Annotated in this window: 11 protein-coding genes; 10 read left to right on the forward strand and 1 reads right to left on the reverse strand. The window is 41.7% G+C overall.

Annotation, left to right across the window (positions count from 1 at the left end):
* Position 1 precedes the first annotated feature (1 nt).
* The 10 genes from L693_RS0112800 to metK all read left to right on the forward strand — a co-directional run bounded on the left by L693_RS0112800 (position 2) and on the right by metK (position 18,218).
* Positions 2 to 763 carry a WecB/TagA/CpsF family glycosyltransferase gene (locus tag L693_RS0112800; protein ID WP_025717588.1) on the forward strand — a complete coding sequence of 254 codons (762 nt, stop codon included), beginning with the start codon at positions 2 to 4 and terminating at the stop codon, positions 761 to 763.
* 138 nt (positions 764 to 901) lie between these two features.
* Entirely contained in the window at positions 902 to 2,032 is a 1,131-nt protein-coding gene (locus L693_RS0112805) for a glycosyltransferase family 4 protein (RefSeq protein WP_025717589.1), read from the forward strand.
* Positions 2,033 to 2,225: 193 nt separating this feature from the next.
* On the forward strand, positions 2,226 to 6,245 hold the full coding sequence (locus L693_RS0112810) for an S-layer homology domain-containing protein (RefSeq protein WP_025717590.1): 4,020 nt from the start codon (positions 2,226 to 2,228) through the stop codon (positions 6,243 to 6,245).
* 361 nt (positions 6,246 to 6,606) lie between these two features.
* Positions 6,607 to 9,753: an efflux RND transporter permease subunit gene (locus tag L693_RS0112815; protein WP_025717591.1), complete on the forward strand. Its 3,147-nt coding sequence runs from the start codon at positions 6,607 to 6,609 to the stop codon at positions 9,751 to 9,753.
* 20 nt (positions 9,754 to 9,773) lie between these two features.
* Positions 9,774 to 11,120 carry an efflux RND transporter periplasmic adaptor subunit gene (locus tag L693_RS0112820; protein WP_025717592.1) on the forward strand — a complete coding sequence of 449 codons (1,347 nt, stop codon included), beginning with the start codon at positions 9,774 to 9,776 and terminating at the stop codon, positions 11,118 to 11,120.
* Positions 11,121 to 11,654: 534 nt separating this feature from the next.
* Positions 11,655 to 14,012 (forward strand): copper amine oxidase N-terminal domain-containing protein, encoded by a 2,358-nt coding sequence (locus tag L693_RS0112825; protein ID WP_025717593.1) that lies wholly within the window; start codon positions 11,655 to 11,657, stop codon positions 14,010 to 14,012.
* Between the two features lie 99 nt (positions 14,013 to 14,111).
* Entirely contained in the window at positions 14,112 to 15,650 is a 1,539-nt protein-coding gene (locus L693_RS0112830; RefSeq protein ID WP_025717594.1) for a stalk domain-containing protein, read from the forward strand.
* Between the two features lie 52 nt (positions 15,651 to 15,702).
* Positions 15,703 to 16,284 (forward strand): hypothetical protein, encoded by a 582-nt coding sequence (locus L693_RS0112835; RefSeq protein WP_025717595.1) that lies wholly within the window; start codon positions 15,703 to 15,705, stop codon positions 16,282 to 16,284.
* 114 nt (positions 16,285 to 16,398) lie between these two features.
* Positions 16,399 to 16,689, forward strand: a complete 291-nt coding sequence (locus tag L693_RS0112840; protein WP_025717596.1) for an alpha/beta-type small acid-soluble spore protein — start codon at positions 16,399 to 16,401, stop codon at positions 16,687 to 16,689.
* Between the two features lie 326 nt (positions 16,690 to 17,015).
* Positions 17,016 to 18,218, forward strand: a complete 1,203-nt coding sequence (metK, locus tag L693_RS0112845) for a methionine adenosyltransferase (RefSeq protein WP_025717597.1) — start codon at positions 17,016 to 17,018, stop codon at positions 18,216 to 18,218.
* Positions 18,219 to 18,382: 164 nt separating this feature from the next.
* On the opposite strand, the gene L693_RS0112850 is transcribed toward metK, so the two are convergent.
* Positions 18,383 to 19,282: a TetR/AcrR family transcriptional regulator gene (locus tag L693_RS0112850; protein ID WP_025717598.1), complete on the reverse strand. Its 900-nt coding sequence runs from the start codon at positions 19,280 to 19,282 to the stop codon at positions 18,383 to 18,385.
* Positions 19,283 to 19,323 lie beyond the last annotated feature (41 nt).

Genomic DNA, 19,323 nt, shown 5'->3' on the forward strand with positions numbered 1-19,323 from the left:
AGTGACAGTTGATAAGGTTACGAATGTGCCTACCGTCCCGATTTTCGGTGTTCGGGTATCAAGGCTTAATATGAAAGATACTTTAAATGTATTAATCCAGGCGGTGGAGTCTCGCAGACCCCATCAAGTGATCACTGCCAATCCGATTATGGTTATGGCTGCATTGGAAGACCCTAAGTACATGTCAGTGATGAAGCAGGCCGAATTAATTGTTCCAGATGGGACTGGCGTGGTCTGGGCCGCAAATTATGTAGGACATCCTGTACCTGAGCGAGTGGCCGGTTTTGACTTGTTACATGAATTGCTTAGAGCCGGAGAAAACTATCATTGGAAAGTTTATTTACTTGGATCAACATCCGAGGTGATTCAAGCGACTGCACAACGGGTACATGAGCTTTATCCTCGGATTACGGTTTGTGGCCAACGTGATGGATTTTTTGGACCCGAAGAGGACAAGGCAGTCATTGCAGCTATTCGTGAAGCGAATCCCGATTTGTTGTTTGTAGCACGTGGCGCGGACACACAGGAACCGTGGATTGGTAAATACAAGGAGCAACTTGGCGTGCCGATAATGATGGGGGTTGGCGGTAGTTTCGATGTTATATCTGGCAGAACAAAACGAGCACCCAAATTGTTCCAGAAACTCAGAGCCGAGTGGTTGTATAGGCTACTTAAAGAGCCTAGCCGGTACAAAAGAATGCTTGCGCTGCCGAAATTCGCCGTGAAAGTGATGCGTGAAAAAGAAAACGTCACAAAAGAGTGATAAATAGCTTGAATCTACCTTTAAAACCCGCTAATTTGCCAGAATATGAAGCTTGGTATTTATTTTTGATCAGAGTATAATTCAATGCGGTTACATCTGAAAAGGGATTTGCTTTAAAATTGGGGGTCGAATGATCAAATGCTATTGATCTATATTATTGGTTTCGTCATGGCACTGGGACTTGCGCTGTTACTGACACCGCTCGTTAAGAAATTCGCTGTTAAGGTTGGAGCCGTCGATGTACCGAATGCCCGAAAAGTACATACCCGGATTATGCCGCGACTTGGCGGACTGGGGATTTTCTTGGCGTTTCTGTTGTCCTTATTGGCGATTTTGCCTTTAGTACCCGACGGAATGCTGTCCTCACGGGATATTAACTTTATCGCGGCCTTTCTGATTGGCGGTACGCTGATTACACTGATTGGTGCTCTCGATGATCGTTTTGATCTCAATGCAAAGTTGAAATTTTTGGCTCAAATTGCCGTTGCTTGTATGGTTGTGTTTGCTTTTGATATCCGTGTGGACTTTGTGAATGTACCTTTTCAGGATGCATACTCGTCCTTGGAGAGCTGGATCTCCATCCCGCTTACGATCTTCTGGATTGTAGGTGTAACGAATGCCATCAATTTGATTGACGGTCTGGATGGACTGGCTGCGGGTGTTTCGGGAATTGCGATTGGAACCATCTTTGTGATGTCCCTTCTGATGGGCAACTACATGGTGGCTATGCTTTGTCTGGTGCTGCTGGGCAGCATTGTTGGATTTTTGTTTTTTAACTTTCATCCCGCTAAAATATTCATGGGTGATACTGGGTCACTGTTTTTAGGTTTCTGTCTAGCCATGCTATCCATGCTTGGTTTCAAGCAAATTGCTATCGTATCGTTTATTACGCCATTGATTATTATCGGTGTACCATTATCGGATACATTTTTTGCCATTGTTCGTCGCAAACTGCAGAAAAAACCGATTTTCTCACCGGATAAAGGTCATCTGCATCATTGCTTGCGCGAGCTAGGTTTCAGTCACAGACAGACCGTATTGATTATTTACTGTATTGCTGCATTTTTCGGTGTATTAGCTGTGATTCAATCGTATGCTGCGCTTAATGAAGCAAACTGGGTTATCTTTGTCGTGATATGTATTATGATGTTTTTCCTGCAGATTGGTGCAGAGGTCATTGGTCTCGTGGGTAAAACAAAGCGTCCAGTGATTAACACACTGATTCGCTTGTTGGCTAAGCCAGATTCGCAGACGCGATCGAAATTATAAATTTTCATTTTAAAAGTAAGTCTTCAAGCTTGGCGGTTTGCCGCGGGTTTGAAGGCTTTTTTGTTGTCTGCTGTAAAAAAATCTCCCTCCTTTTTTGAGAATTTACTAATTTTTTGTATGTTCACTACCGATAAAAAAAGTATTGAATGATTACGTGCCCCAAGGTGCGACAGAATCAAAGGAGGACAATGATTTGAAACGATTGCTATCCATGTTGCTGACGGTTGGTCTCATCATTGGCTTGGTGCCGGCGGCCCTGGTAGGTACGGCTCATGCTGCGACAGGAACTTATTTTATTTTTCCAAATGAAAAATATGATGTCGATTCGGCCAGATCGGTTAACACCGACCGTATTACAGTAAACGGTACGATTAACGGAGTGAACGGAAGCACGATATCGTATAGTGTATTCCAGCTCTCTAAAAACGGAACGACCCTTAACGTGGTAAATAAAAATGAGAGTCAAAAAGGCGGAATTTCAGTCAACGGCTCTACGCTTAAAGTTTCAGACATTAAACTGTTTCCTGGCTTGAACAGAATCACATTCCAAAGCAGTCAAAATTCGGCTGATATGAAGGATTCTATTTATGTAGAGTACCAGGATGGACCCAAGGTTTATGATCTGTCTGCTGCACTGAATGGTGAAACCGAGCAATTGGTAGAGAACCAAACAGCTGTGTTGACAGACGCTAGAAATAGCGGTACGGATGACGTCAAGGTAGTCATTCAAGGTACGGCGCCTAATGCTGGCAGTGTAACGCTCACGTCTGCAAAAAGCAGTAATACGTATACTGTTAACTCTTATACCGGCTATAAACTAACAGGTAGTGTTGTACTCAGTCCGGGTAAGAATATAGTGACTATTAAAGTAGGCAACGGAACTCAGGCCCTTACGGTGATGCGTGAAATTACAATTTATACAGGCAAACCTGAATTTTCCGATTTGAACTTGAGCAAGGATGGAAATGTGTCTGCTGACCTGACCACTTCGCCTGACTTCACCGTTTCATCTACGAGTGGAATTGTTTTGAATGGTAAGGTTTTGGTTCCAGGCGGTGCATCCGATCCGGGAGTAGCTACGATTAACGCACGCTTTACAGATGTAAGTAACAATGGCAGTGCTGTAGGTAGCGCTACTGGGATTGATGCCACGATTGATACTGCTAATGTGGTTACATCAAATGGCTATAAGGTGTATCCATTCCAGGTGACTGTACCTTCAGAGGCTGTAATTGATCATTTGACCAGAGCATCCCTGGGTATAACCTATACTGATAGCAGTACACCTCCAGCTCCATCGGCTGTTCAATTTACATTGCGCAGTAGCACTCAGCCATACATTGATGATGTAAACTATCTTCCTGATTTTAATAATCAATTGTTGAGCAGAATTAATGGAAGCGGGTCTGATCAGGCCGCTGCCATAGATGAAGCCATAAAATTAACTGGAAGCTCTATGAAGAACAAGACCACAGATGCTCCATCTGTTCCTGTAGGTATGGAGTTCATTGTTGTCAACGGCGCTCCTTCTTCGATTTCTGAACTTTCTGGTGTATCCGTTCATACTGTGGGTTCACCTCAAGATGTGATTCGGACAATCAATGGAAAGGCAACACAAGTGAAGAAAATCGTTGCTTATGTAGATACTCTGCCTAAAGAAGGGCAAAACGTACTGAATTTCTACCTGAATGGCGACACAAGCAAATTGGTTAAAGCAACAGTAAACCTATTGCAGGGTCCTTTCATGAAATATGATACCATCTATGACGGGCAGCAAATCCCGTTGAATACATCAAGTGCAAACTTGAACACCTATAAACTGACACAACTGGGGTACTTTAAAGGTAAATTGCTTGATGTAAGCAACACAGCAGATATTCATTACACTGGCGCTAACCGAAATGTATTCTTGTATGTCAACAATGTGCTGGTTGATCTGGATGGCTCAGGAGCAGACTTTAAGCTTGCTGCTTCCTCGGAAGCAGCCGCAGCCAATGCGCTAGCGAATGGGAATAATGAAATCAAGTTTGTGTACAAGCCAGGTATTGAGTATAGCAATACCGTAAAAGTAAACTTTACACAGACGAATATCCCGGTAATTCCGGCGCCAAACACACAAGGGATTATCCCTTTTACACCAGTTAGCGGCTTGAGCAGTACGCCGAAATATAGCGAGATTGCACCAAAAGCAAAAGATGCCAATTTTACTAAGGTAGATGACACAAACTACAAAACTTCTCTGAAAAATATCAATGTGTTTGGTACTTTCAGTATTGCCGATTTGGGTAAAGCAGATCAGGTAAATGGTTCATTAAGTGATATTGCCAATAAAGATCAATATATTCTGGAGATTAAGGGTTCGGACGGCACTGAGATGAACTGGACGCTGAATAATGAGTTTTTCTCAGCAGAAGATGCCAAAACAACGTACAACTCCGGCGCTACTACAGATAAATTTACAAGCAAAGATTTAAAGGACCTGCTTGTGTACTATCATCCGGACAAAAAGTATTTCAGCTTTGTGTTGAAAAACCAAACCGTTCCGCAGGATGGAACACCAGTAGCCTATAACATTACCTTGTACAACAGTGGCAAGGGCGGACCATTTGCTACTTTCCGCCTGCAAGTATCCGGTCAATCCACGGCTTTTGATATTTTGCGTCCTCTCCCTGAAAAGAGAATCGTGAATCAAAACTTTGTGCAAGTGGTTGTGAACGCGCCTAATGCAGATAGTGTTACAGTGGGTAAGGAAACAGCAGTTCAAGAGGGATTTGACTCTGATTATGATGGCACCATTGATTATCCTTCAACCTACAAAGCCATCGTTACAGGACTGAAAGCCAATAAGGATAATAAAATTGATGTCATCGTTACAGCAGGTAAGGAAAAACTGAAACAATCTATTACTGTGAAATATGTGCCTACGAATATTCCTGGCGAGCAGTACATGGAAGCCATGAAAACATCACATAAAGTGTTTGATGGTAATCTTGCACTTGCTTTTGCAAAGGGAACTAGTCTGATCCGTCGCGATTACGACCAACCTCAACAATTCAAAAACCAGGTATTCTCTGGCCATACGTTGTACTTTGCAATAGCAAATAGCGAAGATGGTGTAGTAGACCGTCATGAATTTGAAACTGAAAAAGCATTATCGGATATGCGGAGCTTGATTGCAGATGGAAGCAGATACTTTAACAGAGATTTCCCAACTCGCTTTAACATGTCGAGTCCGGTATTCTGGATTGACCCAGGTATAGCGGATGATATTAAAACAGATGGGTATGATCCGGTAACTTATGGTGCCGATCCTTATCAATTGGCCAATAAGTCGCAAAATGACAGCAGTAAAATCAAAAATTTCTACTGGCGTGATCCGGCTAACGAATTAGTACCTTCAAAGCGCGGTACATTAACGCTGACGTATGATAATAGTATCTCTCAGGATGCAGGGAAACAAATGACAGTGTTCTATTTTGATTCTGATCTTAAAGATTGGCAGAACATTGGTGGTGTGGTGGATCCGAAGAAACATACCATTAAAGTACCGTTCGATCGTTTCGGGTATTATGTAGTCGCTAAGGTTGGAGAAACGTATAGTGATGTCATTAAGCACAAGTATGCCAGAGATTACATTGAGGCTATTCTGGCTAAAGGTGTCATGAATCCGATGGATCCAATTAATAGTTTTGGACCTGATAGCTACATTAAGAGAGGCGAATTCACGGCCATGATTGTTAAAGGCCTGCAACTTCCTCTTAGTTTCAGTGGGGCAAAGCATTTTGACGATGTGTCCATTCCAAATACGATATCAGCAGATGCTCTTTACGATTATCGTTATATTGAAACGGCTGCACGTGCCGGCATTGTAAAAGGCTCGCAACCGAGAATCTTTATGCCGGAAGATGTAATCACGCGCCAAGATGCAGCGGTCATTATCGCCAAGGCATTGAATTTGAAGCTGGAAACAGATCATGACAAGATCATGAAGAATCTGTCCAAAACCTTTAAAGATGCAGACAAGATTGATTATTATGCACAAGCATCTGTACTGGCTATTGCCAAGAAGGGCTTTATCACAGGTTCGCCTGTTGATGCAAGTGATCTGAAGCAAGGATATATGTTTAACCCTACATCTCTGACCTTGCGTGGCGATGCAGCTATTATTATTGGTAAAGTTATGGCTGATAAAAAGCTGCTCCCTAAAATCTAATCCTTATAAGCTTGATTTATTGAACATCCCTCCATGCAAAATTGGAATTCCCTTTCATAGACATGAGAGGGATGTTTTTTATAAATCAGCTATTTGACTGGAATTGAGGGCCTGTGCCATAATATCAATGAGCAAATAACTAAGGGGAAGGTTTACAGCGCCTTTGCTTTTTGAATCACCTTAAATGCATTTAAATTAACTACTTTTTTTTAAGTATTTATCTCAAAATGTGTTTATTATTTGCTTATATATTTTTTTTGCTTTTTTTTGCACATATATCTGAAACTTTACGCCTGTTTTTTCGTAGTAGAGGATTAGTGTGCTTAAAAGTTACATAAAGAAGTGAGTGGGGAGTGATGAGATGTCTCAGTTTTCAATACGCCGTCCTGTAACAGTATTTATGTTAATTGTTGCTTTGTTGATCGGGGGCGGTATTTTTTCGTTAAGGCTTCCTGTCGAGTATATGCCTGATCTGAAGCTGCCTATTGCTGTGGTAGTGACCAGTATGCCTAATTCGACACCGACAGAAGTTGAGAAATTGGTGACCAAACCTATTGAAAAGAGTCTGGCTTCTATTGAGAATGTGGATAATATCGAGTCCCGGTCTTCAGAAGGATCATCTATGGTCATAGTTTATTTTAATTGGGGAGTAGATATAAACCAGGCAACCCTAGACATGCGAGATAAAATTGATGGGGTTCGGGGGTCTCTTCCAAAGGCGGCAAATTCACCGCGCGTAATTAAAGCGGATATCAACGCAACGCCAGTTGTTACGCTCGCTTTTACAGGGAATCAGGATATTAACACGCTGAAGCCTATTGCTAAAGATATTATTGAGCCACGTCTGGAAAGAATTTCTGGAGTAGCCTCGGCCAACATGTCAGGCGGGCAAGAACGGCTTGTGAAAATTACTGTAGATCAAGCGAAGCTCCAAAGCTATGGCATTACGCTGGATCAAATCAGCCAAGCGCTATCAGCTAATAATGTAGCTGGCTCTGCTGGTTCTGTATATCGTGGTAATACACAAATCCAGCTTCGGGTTCAAGGTGAATATAAAGCTGTTTCAGAAATGGGTGAAACGCCAATCCCTGTAGGAAAGGGAAGCGTAAAATTAAAGGACATCGCGACAGTTGAAGACTCTGTGGAAGAAGTCACTACCATTTCTACCTTTAATGGAAAGCCTAGTATTAATATTTCTGTTAATAAAGCTACAGGAGGGAATACTCTAGAAATCGCTAATTCTGTGAAGGAAAGTTTAGATTCAATACGGAAGGATCTGCCTCCGGGAACTCAACTGGAGATGGTCACAGATTCTTCCAAACCTATTAGAGACTCTGTACATTCATTAATAGAGCATGCTATATTGGGGCTCATTATAGCCGCAATTGTGCTGTTACTATTCCTGAATAGTACGCGTTCTATGATTATTGCAACTATTGTTATTCCAATCTCTTTTGTGGCTACATTTATGATGATGTATTTCAGCGGGCAAACCATCAACGTCATTTCATTGAGCGGTTTGCTACTGGGGTTAGGGTCCTTTGTCGACTTTGCCGTTGTTATTATTGAAAATATTTTTAGGCAGAGACATGAAGGGAAGAGCATGCTCCAGGGGGCTATTGATGGCTCCAAGCAAGTGGGTAATGCGGTAATGGCATCTGCACTTGCACAGATCGTAGTATTTTTACCAGTTGTTTTTGTCAACGGACTTGCGGGAGCTTTGTTTAAACCGTTGGCATTAACTGTTATCTTTTCTCATATTGCTGCCTTGCTGGTATCGCTTCTGATTGTGCCGATGCTCAGTTCGCGTTGGTTACTCACTGTGCCAGATGAATCTCTATATTCTTCGGGTACTTATAAAGGTATTAACCCGATTATCTGGTTTAATATCGGATTTGAAAAATTCAAGGGCGGATATCGGCGCGTACTAAATTGGGGAATTAACCATCGGAAATCTGTCCTGATCATCATTTTATTAATGTTTATTCCAGCGGGCTCCTTGCTCTCTATGGTTAAGCTTGATTTTATCCCAGAAGCTGATCAAGGTGAGTTTTTAATTGATGTGAAAATGCCTAACGGGACAGTATTGAAAGAAACTAATGAAGTTGTTCAAGGGATAGAAAAAGAAATTTTAAAAATTCCGGATCTTGACAAAATGACAGTGACCGTCGGTTCCGGTGCTACTTCAGGTTGGTCAGGTGCAACACCAACTGACTCGGCGGAGCTATCCGTTACATTGAAGGATGGGCGTATTCAGGCAACAGATGATGTAGTAGCTGAACTGCGGAAGAAGTTCGATAGCATTCCTGATGCTGAAATTACAATTCGGTCTGCAACAGGGACTTCAACAAGCGGGTCTGCTGTTTCGATTAACCTGAAAGGTGACGATATTGACGTACTGAGAGAGCTCTCAGACAATCTCGTAACCGATGTGAAAAAAATACCAGGGACAGTCAATGTAAAAAGTAGTTTGAGTGCAGTGCGTGAAGAATATGAGATCACTGTTAATCGGGAGCTTGCTAGTCGATATGGTTTGTCAGCAACTCAAATTTTGTCTGCTGTGAACACTTCCTTTAATGGATCTGTCGCTACAAGTTATCGCACAGGTGAAGATCAGATAGATGTTAGAATATCTTTGCCAGAGCAGGACCGTCATGACTTGTCCTATCTGCAATCTTTACGTATTACAACCGCACAAGGTATTGATGTACCTTTGTCGTCGGTTGCAAGCATAGATAAACGTGCTGTTCCGGATACTGTCAGTCGTAAAAACCAAACTCGTCAGGTGAATATTACTGCTGACCTAGACGGATCAGTGGACTTAGGTACAGTTAATCAAAAAATAGATGCTCTGTTGAAGAGCACTCATTTCCCTGAGGGCTATGGAGTAGATACGGATGGCGGACAAAACGAGAAAATGATGGAGTCTTTTATAAATCTGGGGATAGCTCTATTGCTATCTGTTGTTCTGATTTATATGGTTATGGCAGGGCAATTTGAATCCTTGCTTACGCCGTTTGTTATTATGTTTTCGATTCCGCCTACGTTAATTGGTGTACTTATCGGTCTAGTTGTAACGGGAGCGAGCGTCAGTGTACCAGCTTTTACTGGTTATATCATGCTCGTCGGTTTGGTTGTCAACAATGCTATTGTTATGATTGATTTCATCATTCAACTCCGAAAAGAAGGACAAGATCGGGATGAAGCTATTATTCATGGTGCATCTGAACGGTTACGCCCGATTTTGATGACTACACTTGCTACCGTGCTTGCTTTGATTCCAATGGCATTTGCTACAGGGAATGGCAACGAATCCCAAGCGCCCATGGCTGTTGTTGTCGTGTTCGGGTTGTCCTTCGCATCTATTATTACACTGATTCTTGTTCCAGTAGTTTACGTTATCATGGATAACAGAATAGAAAAGCGTAAAGAACGGAAGTTGAAAAGACAGGCGAAGAGAGAGCTTAAAAAACAAACAAAGCTGCAACAAAAGAATGTTCACATTTAATAATGGGGTGAAGAGAAATAATGAATAAAAAAAGTGCTCTGATAGCCACGACATTGCTTCTTTCTGTCGCGTTGGCAGGCTGCGGTGGGGGGGAAGCCCCCGCTGCTGCTCCTGCTGCCCAAAAGGCAATTCCAATCCAGGTAACAAAAGTAGCTAAAGGAAGTATAGCGGATTCAACAGGTATTGTAGGCAGCTTTGCACCTAAGGATACAGCTCAGGTTTCTCCGAAAATTAGCGGGAAGATAGAGAGCATTAATTTGACAGTCGGACAAAAGGTAAACAAGGGAGACGTTTTGTTTACGATTGATCAAAAGGATCTCAAGGACACAATTACACAAAATCAGGAATCCTATCAGGTTACACTGGCTAATTTGAAGCAGGCTGAGTCTGGAGCAGCGCAATCTGTGCAGCAGGCTGAGTCCAGTGTAGACCAAGCTAAAAGTGCACTTGTTCAGCAAGATAGCTCTATTACACAAGCTCAGAATTCTCTGGTAGATGCTCAAAATTCCGTTAATAATGCCCAAAGCACGCTAACTCGAAACCAGCAGCTGTTTAGTGCTGGTGCTGTCTCGCAATCTGACTTGGAGCAGTCCGAAATAGCGTTTAAAAAAGCTCAAACAGCGCTGGAAAACGCTCAGATTGCACTGCATAATGCACAAACATCCAAGGAAAGTGCCCAAACAACATACAATAATGCTCTAAAATCATTGCGTCTTGCACAGCAGAAAACAGGTATTGACGTGGCGCGTGCTTCGGTGAATCAGGCCAAGGCTTCTCTAGACACTGCACGTAGTCAGCTTGCGAATGCTATAGTCAGATCCCCTATGTCGGGTACTATTTCTGTAGTTTCAGGGACGACAGGGCAAATGATCAGCCCTCAGTCAGCTGTTGTTACGATTGCCAATACCAATCCGATCCTTGCCAAGATCAATGTTTCTGAGGAGGATTTGACTAAGCTAAATGTAGGATCCACTGTAACTGTGGGGGTGGACTCATTAGGCAAACGAATTGATGCTAAAGTGACGGCGGTCAATCCCGTTATGGATAATGATCTCAAAGCATATCCTGTCGAAATATCTGTTCCCAATCCATCTGGCGAGTTCAAATCCGGTATGGTTGTGAATGTTTACATGAAAACAGAAGCTCCGCGTAATATCCTTGTGACGCAGGATGCAATTTTAGAACAGGCAGGGAAGAAGTATGCATATGTAGTGGAAGGAACTGTTGCTAAGCGGGTAGAAGTGCAAACAGGCCAGGAAAGCGCCAAACAGGTTGAGGTAACCAAAGGGCTTACTGAAGGGCAAAATGTCGTCGTTAAGGGAGTAAGTTTGCTTTCAGATGGTGCGAAAATTAATGTAGTGAAATAATTCGTTTTCGTTATCTTACAGTAAATTGCTGTTACTCCGTCATTCCTACTACCTAAAACTGTATTAGATTTCTACAAGGAATCTATAGTCTTTATGTACTTTATATATTCTATGGATAATTCTTAATGAATATACTCCATTGAAGACTGGCTTTAATGTATGGGAATCACCTTGTACATTTAAGGTTGATAAGGTAAAAGTTGTAGGATGACGAAGGAACAGGTTTAATAGTATAATTATGACTGTGGAAAGCGGAATACATAATCAAAAAAAAAAATTTTTTTTTTGAAACTGACGCAACTTTTTAAACCTATGCTACGTCTAATTGGGTGAGTATGAAACAAAGGGGTACAAAAGCGTAAAGACAAAATTCGCTAAAAAAAATCTTTACGGCATTGTTATCACATTGTATAATACTGGAGTACGTCATAAATGGACGCTTTCTTTCAACTAGATTCCAAGCTTCTGTGATATTGTCACAGATATCATTTTATAAGGGTTCTCATAAAGCTCGGAAAGGAGGTGTAACGACTGATGAGTGACAAGATCCGACAAAAAGACAAAAATAATATTTCTGTTTATATTCAAGGAGGAGAAAAAAAGGTTATGACAAAGTTTAACAAAAAAATGATCAACGTGCTGGCAACAGCGACATTGGTTGCTGGTGTAGCAACTCCAATCGCAGCATTGACTGCACCAACTGCTATCCATGCAGCTTCTAGCTATGAATCCGTGTATACTCCAAGTATCGATTCTAGACAGCAAGACAACGCTACTTTAGGTAGAGCAAGAATTACCGTTTCCCAAGCTTCTGTTGCTAAAAATTCTTCGTTCACTGTTACTTTGCCTAAAGGCTTCACTTTCGGTACTGCTTCGAAAGGTGCAGTTGGTGCTACAACTTCTGCTAGTGATGCTACTTATGGTTTAGGTGTTTATGTTGACGCTGGTGACAATAAATCTAAAGCGACTACTGACAATCCTTTCCCTGCTGAGCCACTGAAAGTTGAACAACTAACTAATAACTCTGCACGTGTAACATTCAATTTTGAAAACTCTTTGGATAGTGCAAAAGTATACTTGAACTTTGCAAGCATCAATGTTGCTGGACCTAGCAATGGACCAGTGAAAGCTTCCATCGATGCTTCTTCTACAAGTGGTTTGACTAGCGGTGAAGTTGCAATTGCAAACGTAGTATCTTCCGGTCAAGTATCTTTGTCCGCTTTGGATACTGTTTCTAACACTGATAATTTCACTGCAACATTGAAAGTTAAAGAGCAAACTGCAGCTTCTTTGGCTAACAATAATAACATCAAGCTGAAACTGCCTAGTGGTTTTAAATGGAACGCTCCAAGCACTGCTACTATTCTGTATGGTGACCTTGCACCGAGCGATGTAGATTATAAAGTTGATGGTGATACTCTGACTGTCTCCTTGAAAAAGGTAAGTTCTAAGGAAACAACATTTAATCTGCCTATCAGCTTCTACGTTGATGACGAAACAAACGCTAAAGAAGGCGACATTACTGCAACGATCTCTGGTAACACAACCACTGACGTTAGCTCCCTCGTAGTTGGTAGCTATGGACAAATCGGTGGTGGCGTTTCCGTTGCTACTCCAACAACAATTCTTGCTGGACATGACGAGCAAAAAATTGGCGATATCGTAATTAAAGAGAAAGTAGCTCACTCTTTTGTTTCAGGTCGTACAGTAACTCTGCGTTTGCCTGAGGGTGCTCGTTGGCAGTCTACTTTCGATAGCAATAACCCAGGAGAAAATTTCGTTGGTTCTTTCGAAAATACTAATGGTATGGGTAACGTGAAAGTATCTTACACTGACTCCGACAAACGTACTTTGAGATTGACTTTCAACAATCCTAGCAGCACTACTGACCCAGGTACTTTGAAACTGAAAAACGTTGAAGTTGCTACGCAACCAGGTTTCTCCGGTGATCTGAACGTTGAAGTTGCTGGTAGCCAAGGTCTGAGCGGTAATGTTAAGGTTGCAACTGTGAAACAAGCAGTTACTCTGGCTGCTGCTTCCAAACCAACCCTGACAATCGGTCTGGGCGATCAACAAGTTGGCGATATCACAATCACTGAAGCTGCTAAAGAAGCTTTCGTTAAGAAAGATGGTAGCCGTGAAGTAATCTTGGAATTGCCAACAGGCGTACGTTTTGCTTCTACTCCAGATGTAAAAGTTACAGCTGGTGACGTTAAAGTGAAGAGCGTGTCTACTGATACTTATGGCGAAAGCGATAAAGGCCGTCTGAGCTTCTACATTGATAGCGAAAGTGCTACTCCAAGTACAATCACAATCTCGGCTCCTAAGCTGACTGTTGACCGTACTGTAGCTCAAGGCGACATCGTTGCTAAGCTGAAAGGTAGCGCAGTTTCTTACACTGCATACAAAGGCGCAACTGACAACACTCAAAACTGGAAAGACAACAACACTGCAGCTGCTGAAGTAGCAATCGCAACTGTTGGAACTCCAGCTCCAGGTGCTACTAAAACTAAAGCCACCTTCACACTGGGAAGCACTTCCTACACTGTGAACGGCGAAAGCAAAACAGCTGATGTAGCTGCTTATGCGCAAAACGGACGCACTTACTTGCCAGTACGTTATGCTGCTGAAGCTCTGGGTGTATCTCCACAAAACATCCTGTTTGACAAAGCAACTTCTACAGTTACCCTGATCAAAGGTAACACTGTTGCCCAAATCAAACTGAACACTAACCTGTTGACTGTTAACGGTACTGTGATTCGCATGGACGTTAAAGCTGTAACTAACAAAAACCGTACTGTACTGCCTATCTACTGGGTAGGTAGAGCACTGGATGCAGCTGTTAACTATGATGCAACTGCAAAAACAGTTACTGTTGAAAACAACAACTAATTTAAGAGCAGCTCTTTTGAGTTAACTGAATTAGATGAGAAGAGGGTTCCTTTTGGAGCCCTTTTCTTTTATTAGCCTTATTGACAAAGGAGAGAAATTATGAAACGTTTTGGAGTGGCACTACTGTCCACATTGGCTCTTACTTCTATGTTCGCCAATCTTGCGGGAGCTCAATCAGGTGATATAAAGGTTATTATTAACGGTGTAACTCAGCAATATACACAATCCCCAGTGATTAGTCAAAATACAACCTTGGTGCCTCTTCGCGGCGTTTTTGAAAGTTTGGGAGCGCAAGTGGAGTGGGATAGCAAAGCTAAAAAAGTAACAGCATCCAAAAATGATGATACGTTAGCTCTAAATGTTGGTTCTAAACTGGCTTATAAGAATAGTGCGCCTGTACAACTGGATGCGGCAACTCAAATTCAGAAGGGTCAAGTATTCGTTCCTTTACGTTTTGTGAGTCAATCATTAGGCGCCAAAGTAAATTGGGATCAGACTACACGGACAGTAACCATTTCAAATCAAGCTGATGGAATCACTACTGGTGATCAAAGCAACAGCTTATCCAGTAAGCCTTTTGCAGCTCCTGTGACTAAAGTTACTTATGATACCTACTATAACGATTCTTTGACTTATGATGATGCAGTTAAACTGGCTATAGCTGATAGTACCTCAGTGAAAACAGCAGAAACGAATATTGATCAATCTGGAAGAATCATGAAAGAAACAGGGAAGGATATTAAATTTGTTCCTGCAGAAGCAGGCGATGAAGCGCAAGATAAAGCCTTCAAAGGTTATGCTCAAACTAACCTTAACTATGAGGCCGCCAAAAAGAACCTGGACATGACCAAAGAAGGTATTGAATATAATGTAAAAGATCTTTATAACAAGCTTCTTCAAAAGCAAAATGCTGTTAAGCTGGCTGCATTGAATATAGAAGATGCTGAGCGCAAACTGAAAGTTGTACAAATTAAAAGAGATAATCAAATGTCGAGTGATTATGAGGTGACTCAAGCCACCAATCAATTAACTCAAAATCAAGCTACTTTAGAAAAGGCTAAAAAAGATCTGGATAGTGCATATGTATCTTTGAATCAAGTAATTGGCTATAAACCGGAACAACGTTATGAACTAAAGGATAAGCCTGTTTATTCTGAGTTTAAAGATAATGTGGAAACTAAAGTGAGCCAAGTACTTACTAGCAGCACTGCTATTTGGTTAAGTGAACAAAAAGTAGATTTAGCTGAATTGAGCTTGAAACTCTACAATTTTAATGCGCCAGGAAATACGCCATACGAAGCTCAACAACTTGATGTTGAAAAAGCTCAGTATGCAACAGAGGGTACAAAGAGACAGCTTGAAGAAGCTGTAAGAACCATTTATAACAACATCAAAGGATTGGAAAGTCAGTACTCCCAAATACAAGCTGGTTTGGTGAGCGCTAGAAGTGCAGCTGATATGACTAAAAAGCAATTTGATGTTGGCTTAGCTACTGAGCTTCAGGTTTATGAGGCTAATTTGAAAGTAACCACTGCTGAACAGCAGGCTGAAGATATTGTTACAAATATTGATACATTGAAAATGGCATTTGATAAACCGTGGGCTATGAAAGGTGCTTCTTCTGAAGCAAGCCAATAATACGAACACAAAGTGTTTTTGCAGATGCATTAACCTGCTGTAGGAGGATTCCATGAAATCACGCTATAAAATATCGTTGGCTACTGTTTTACTTGGTGGAGGAATTGTTGCAGGCTCCTTAATGAATAATTCAGTAAATGGGGCCTCCGACCCTGGACAACCAGGTACAGCTGATGATCCAGTCGTAACTAAAAGCTATGTTGATCAGAAAATTGCTCAGGCAATCAAAGGTGGAGGATCAGGAAGTAGCAGTAATAGTAAAACGACTAGTTCAACAGCATCCACAACAAGCGCTACTTCTAGTGCGACAGCTTCGGGAGCGTCTAATACAGGCAAGGCTTCAACAGCAGTAGAACAGACTGAGGAATTAAAGGTTGTTGATATAAAGCCTGGTCAAAAGTTAATTGCCAAAGCTGGAGCGGAATTTATTTTACGCAATGGGTATGCTGTTGTATATAGTATGGATGCCAGTGGTGCTATTGATATTACTTCTGGAACAGAAATTGTTCATAATCAGGCTGTCGAAAAAAATCATCTATTATCGTTTCCTAGAGAAGGAAGAGGTATTCAGGTAAAAGAAGGGCAAAAGTTTGGCTTGGTCGTTATGGTACGAGGCGGTTATACGATACAGTAAACTGTTTTGTTCGTAAATACTGTTTGGGATAGCAAATTGTTCTTGGCTAAGTGACATCTAATCGCTGCACACTAACCTCATGAAAGACAATACATTTAATGGAGGGTGTGTACAATGGCGTCAAGAGGCCAAAGACAATTAATTCCTGAAAGCCGTGCCAGGTTACATGATTTGAAGTATGAAATCGCTGCGGAGTTTGGGCTCCCTGTCTATAACCCTCAATATTCTCATATACATCCCAACACTGACAGTGAATTTGCTGCGGAATTTGGAGAGTTTGCGGGGAATGGGAATGTGGCTTGGCGAGATTTAACTTCAAGACAAAACGGTTCTGTTGGTGGAGAGATTACGAAGCGATTGGTACAATCTGCTGAACGTAGCTTATCTGAATTTGGTGCATTATAAATTGCAATAATTTCAACTAAATATATTAGCTTGTAAAGTGCAGTTATTTGCATGTGAATCAAAATTGATTTACGTGTAAACTTATTCCGACTTTGAAGCTTGTAATTGAGCATATGAATTGACACCTTGTTTTAAATAAGATATCATGGCATTTGAGGCTTGTACGCAACCTTTTCCAACCGGAAAAGGTTCATTTTTTGTTAGTCAGGTGAAAAAGCTATCTTCCCTGTCATATGCTGGCTTGAAGGTACCTGAATAATACCATCGTCATGTCAGGATTTCTCGTATAAATCCTCATGTATTTTAATTATGGGAGGTTGAAGTTCATGTCTGTAAAGGGCCGTCATTTGTTCACGTCCGAGTCTGTAACAGAAGGGCATCCAGATAAAATCTGCGATCAGATATCCGATGCTGTATTGGACGCCTTTTTGGCTAATGACCCTAATGCACGGGTAGCGTGTGAGGTATCGGTAGCTACCGGTCTCGTTCTCGTCATTGGTGAAATCAGCTCCAAATCGGAATACGTGGATATTCCATCCATTGTACGAAACACGATCAAGGAAATTGGCTATACACGTGCGAAGTACGGTTTTGACTACAATACTTGTGCTGTATTGACTTCTTTAAATGAACAATCTCCGGACATTGCTCAAGGTGTTAATGCTGCCTTGGAGAGCCGTGATCCTGCTGAAGTGGATAAAGAAACAGAAAACATTGGTGCAGGGGACCAAGGTTTGATGTTTGGTTTTGCTACGAATGAAACCCCTGAGCTGATGCCTTTGCCTATTGCTATGTCTCACCGTATTGCACGACGTTTGTCTGAAGTACGTAAGGATGGAACACTTAATTACCTTCGTCCAGATGGTAAAACGCAAGTAACCGTTGAGTATGAGAATGGCAAGCCTGTTCGTATCGATGCAATTGTGGTTTCTACACAGCATGCAGAGGATACTACACTGGAGCAAATTCAAGCAGACATCAAAGAAAAGGTAATTTTGCCGGTTGTTCCTGCTGAATTGTTGGACGAGCAAACCAAATATTACATCAATCCGACGGGACGCTTTGTTATTGGTGGCCCTCAAGGTGATGCAGGTCTGACAGGGCGTAAAATCATTGTCGATACGTATGGTGGTTATGCACGTCATGGCGGAGGAGCATTCTCCGGTAAGGATCCGACCAAAGTGGACCGCTCTGCTGCTTATGCTGCTCGTTATGTAGCGAAAAATCTTGTGGCAGCTGGATTGGCAGACAAGGTAGAAATTCAGCTTGCATATGCTATTGGTGTGGCTACACCTGTTTCGATTAACGTAGATACATACGGTACAGGTAAAGTAAGCGATGAGAAGCTGGTTGAGTTGATCCGCAACAACTTTGATCTTCGCCCAACAGGTATCATTCGCATGCTGGATCTGCGTCGTCCAATCTACAAGCAAACAGCTGCTTACGGTCACTTTGGCCGTACAGACCTGGATGTACCTTGGGAAAGCGTAGACAAAGCAGATACTCTGAAAGAACAAGCGGGTCTGTAGCTCCTGGTATGTTAATAAATAAAAGCAATAAACTAAAAAAGACTGTCTCATGTAAATGAGCAGTCTTTTTTAGTTATGTTTCGCAGACTAACTACAGCAGATTCAGCAAAATTTACTTTATCGGCGTCTGAAAATCTGTTTTAACTGCACCGAATGGTTGGCTATTATTCCGATTCCGGTGCAAGGTCTAATAAATTTTTGAGTAAATGGCAAACCTTTTGCAGTTCCTTACGTTGCTCCAAATACGAAAAAAGAGCTTTTAAGAGCCCTTTCTGAGGGTTCGCTTTCAGAGCTTCTTCCTTTAGTAGAGTGGAAATTTGCTGGTACTCTTGCTTATCCTCCAAACTCCATGAAGACAGAAGTATACTGTCTTCCAGAGAGTGAAGAAGGACATTGATCTGGCGGCCCTGATCGAAGGGATTGCTTATAGTGCTTTCAGGTAACCAGCCTGGACTGCCCCACAAATGATAGACCGAATCAGTACTCTTCAGGCTGGCAACTAAAGAATTGGATAAGAAGATGATGAATTGCGTAAGATGCTCAATCGTTTCATCGTTCATCCGGTCAGCAAAGAAACGAATATATTCAAATACAACACTTTTAAGCACAAAAGTAATATCCCATACATAATCTTCAATGTCAGATCCGAAAACATCAATCAGACAGTCGCATACCCATTTGTACAATTTATATTCATGTTGTTCGAAGGTGCTGTTGAGCTGTTCATTTTGGAAAATAAGCATGGACGGCTCAGGAAGATCCATCATCGAATAGACTTTGTTTTTAACCAGATTTCTTAAATAAAGTACAATAAAGTCGTGCAGCTTATCCTCATTCGTAAGATCAGGTTTACTGTAAAGTGCCCTGATGTCTTGTTCAATATTGTTCTCCAGAATGATACACATTTCCAGAGGCAATTCTTCTTTTCCCTGAAAATATTTATAAAAGGATGCCTTCGCCATCCCGCTTTCTTTGGCAATTTCTTCGACAGATGTCGAAGAATAGCCTTTTCTGGAGAACAACCGAATGGCTGCCTGTAGAATATCATTCTTTTTGCTTTCCATACATACTCCCCTTTTAGGGTCCAGTCCGGCACACGTCGCAT

It is taken from the genome of Paenibacillus sp. 1-18, assembly GCF_000520755.1.
Classification (GTDB): domain Bacteria; phylum Bacillota; class Bacilli; order Paenibacillales; family Paenibacillaceae; genus Paenibacillus; species Paenibacillus brasilensis.

Bases quoted from the DNA above. Each gene is read 5' to 3' on its own strand.
- L693_RS0112805 (WP_025717589.1), top strand. From the start codon at position 902: ATGCTATTGATCTATATTATTGGTTTCGTCATGGCACTGGGACTTGCG.
- L693_RS0112840 (WP_025717596.1), top strand. From the start codon at position 16,399: ATGGCGTCAAGAGGCCAAAGACAATTAATTCCTGAAAGCCGTGCCAGG.
- L693_RS0112830 (WP_025717594.1), top strand. From the start codon at position 14,112: ATGAAACGTTTTGGAGTGGCACTACTGTCCACATTGGCTCTTACTTCT.
- L693_RS0112815 (WP_025717591.1), top strand. From the start codon at position 6,607: ATGTCTCAGTTTTCAATACGCCGTCCTGTAACAGTATTTATGTTAATT.
- L693_RS0112835 (WP_025717595.1), top strand. From the start codon at position 15,703: ATGAAATCACGCTATAAAATATCGTTGGCTACTGTTTTACTTGGTGGA.
- L693_RS0112820 (WP_025717592.1), top strand. From the start codon at position 9,774: ATGAATAAAAAAAGTGCTCTGATAGCCACGACATTGCTTCTTTCTGTC.
- metK (WP_025717597.1), top strand. From the start codon at position 17,016: ATGTCTGTAAAGGGCCGTCATTTGTTCACGTCCGAGTCTGTAACAGAA.
- L693_RS0112850 (WP_025717598.1), bottom strand. From the start codon at position 19,282: ATGGAAAGCAAAAAGAATGATATTCTACAGGCAGCCATTCGGTTGTTC.
- L693_RS0112825 (WP_025717593.1), top strand. From the start codon at position 11,655: ATGAGTGACAAGATCCGACAAAAAGACAAAAATAATATTTCTGTTTAT.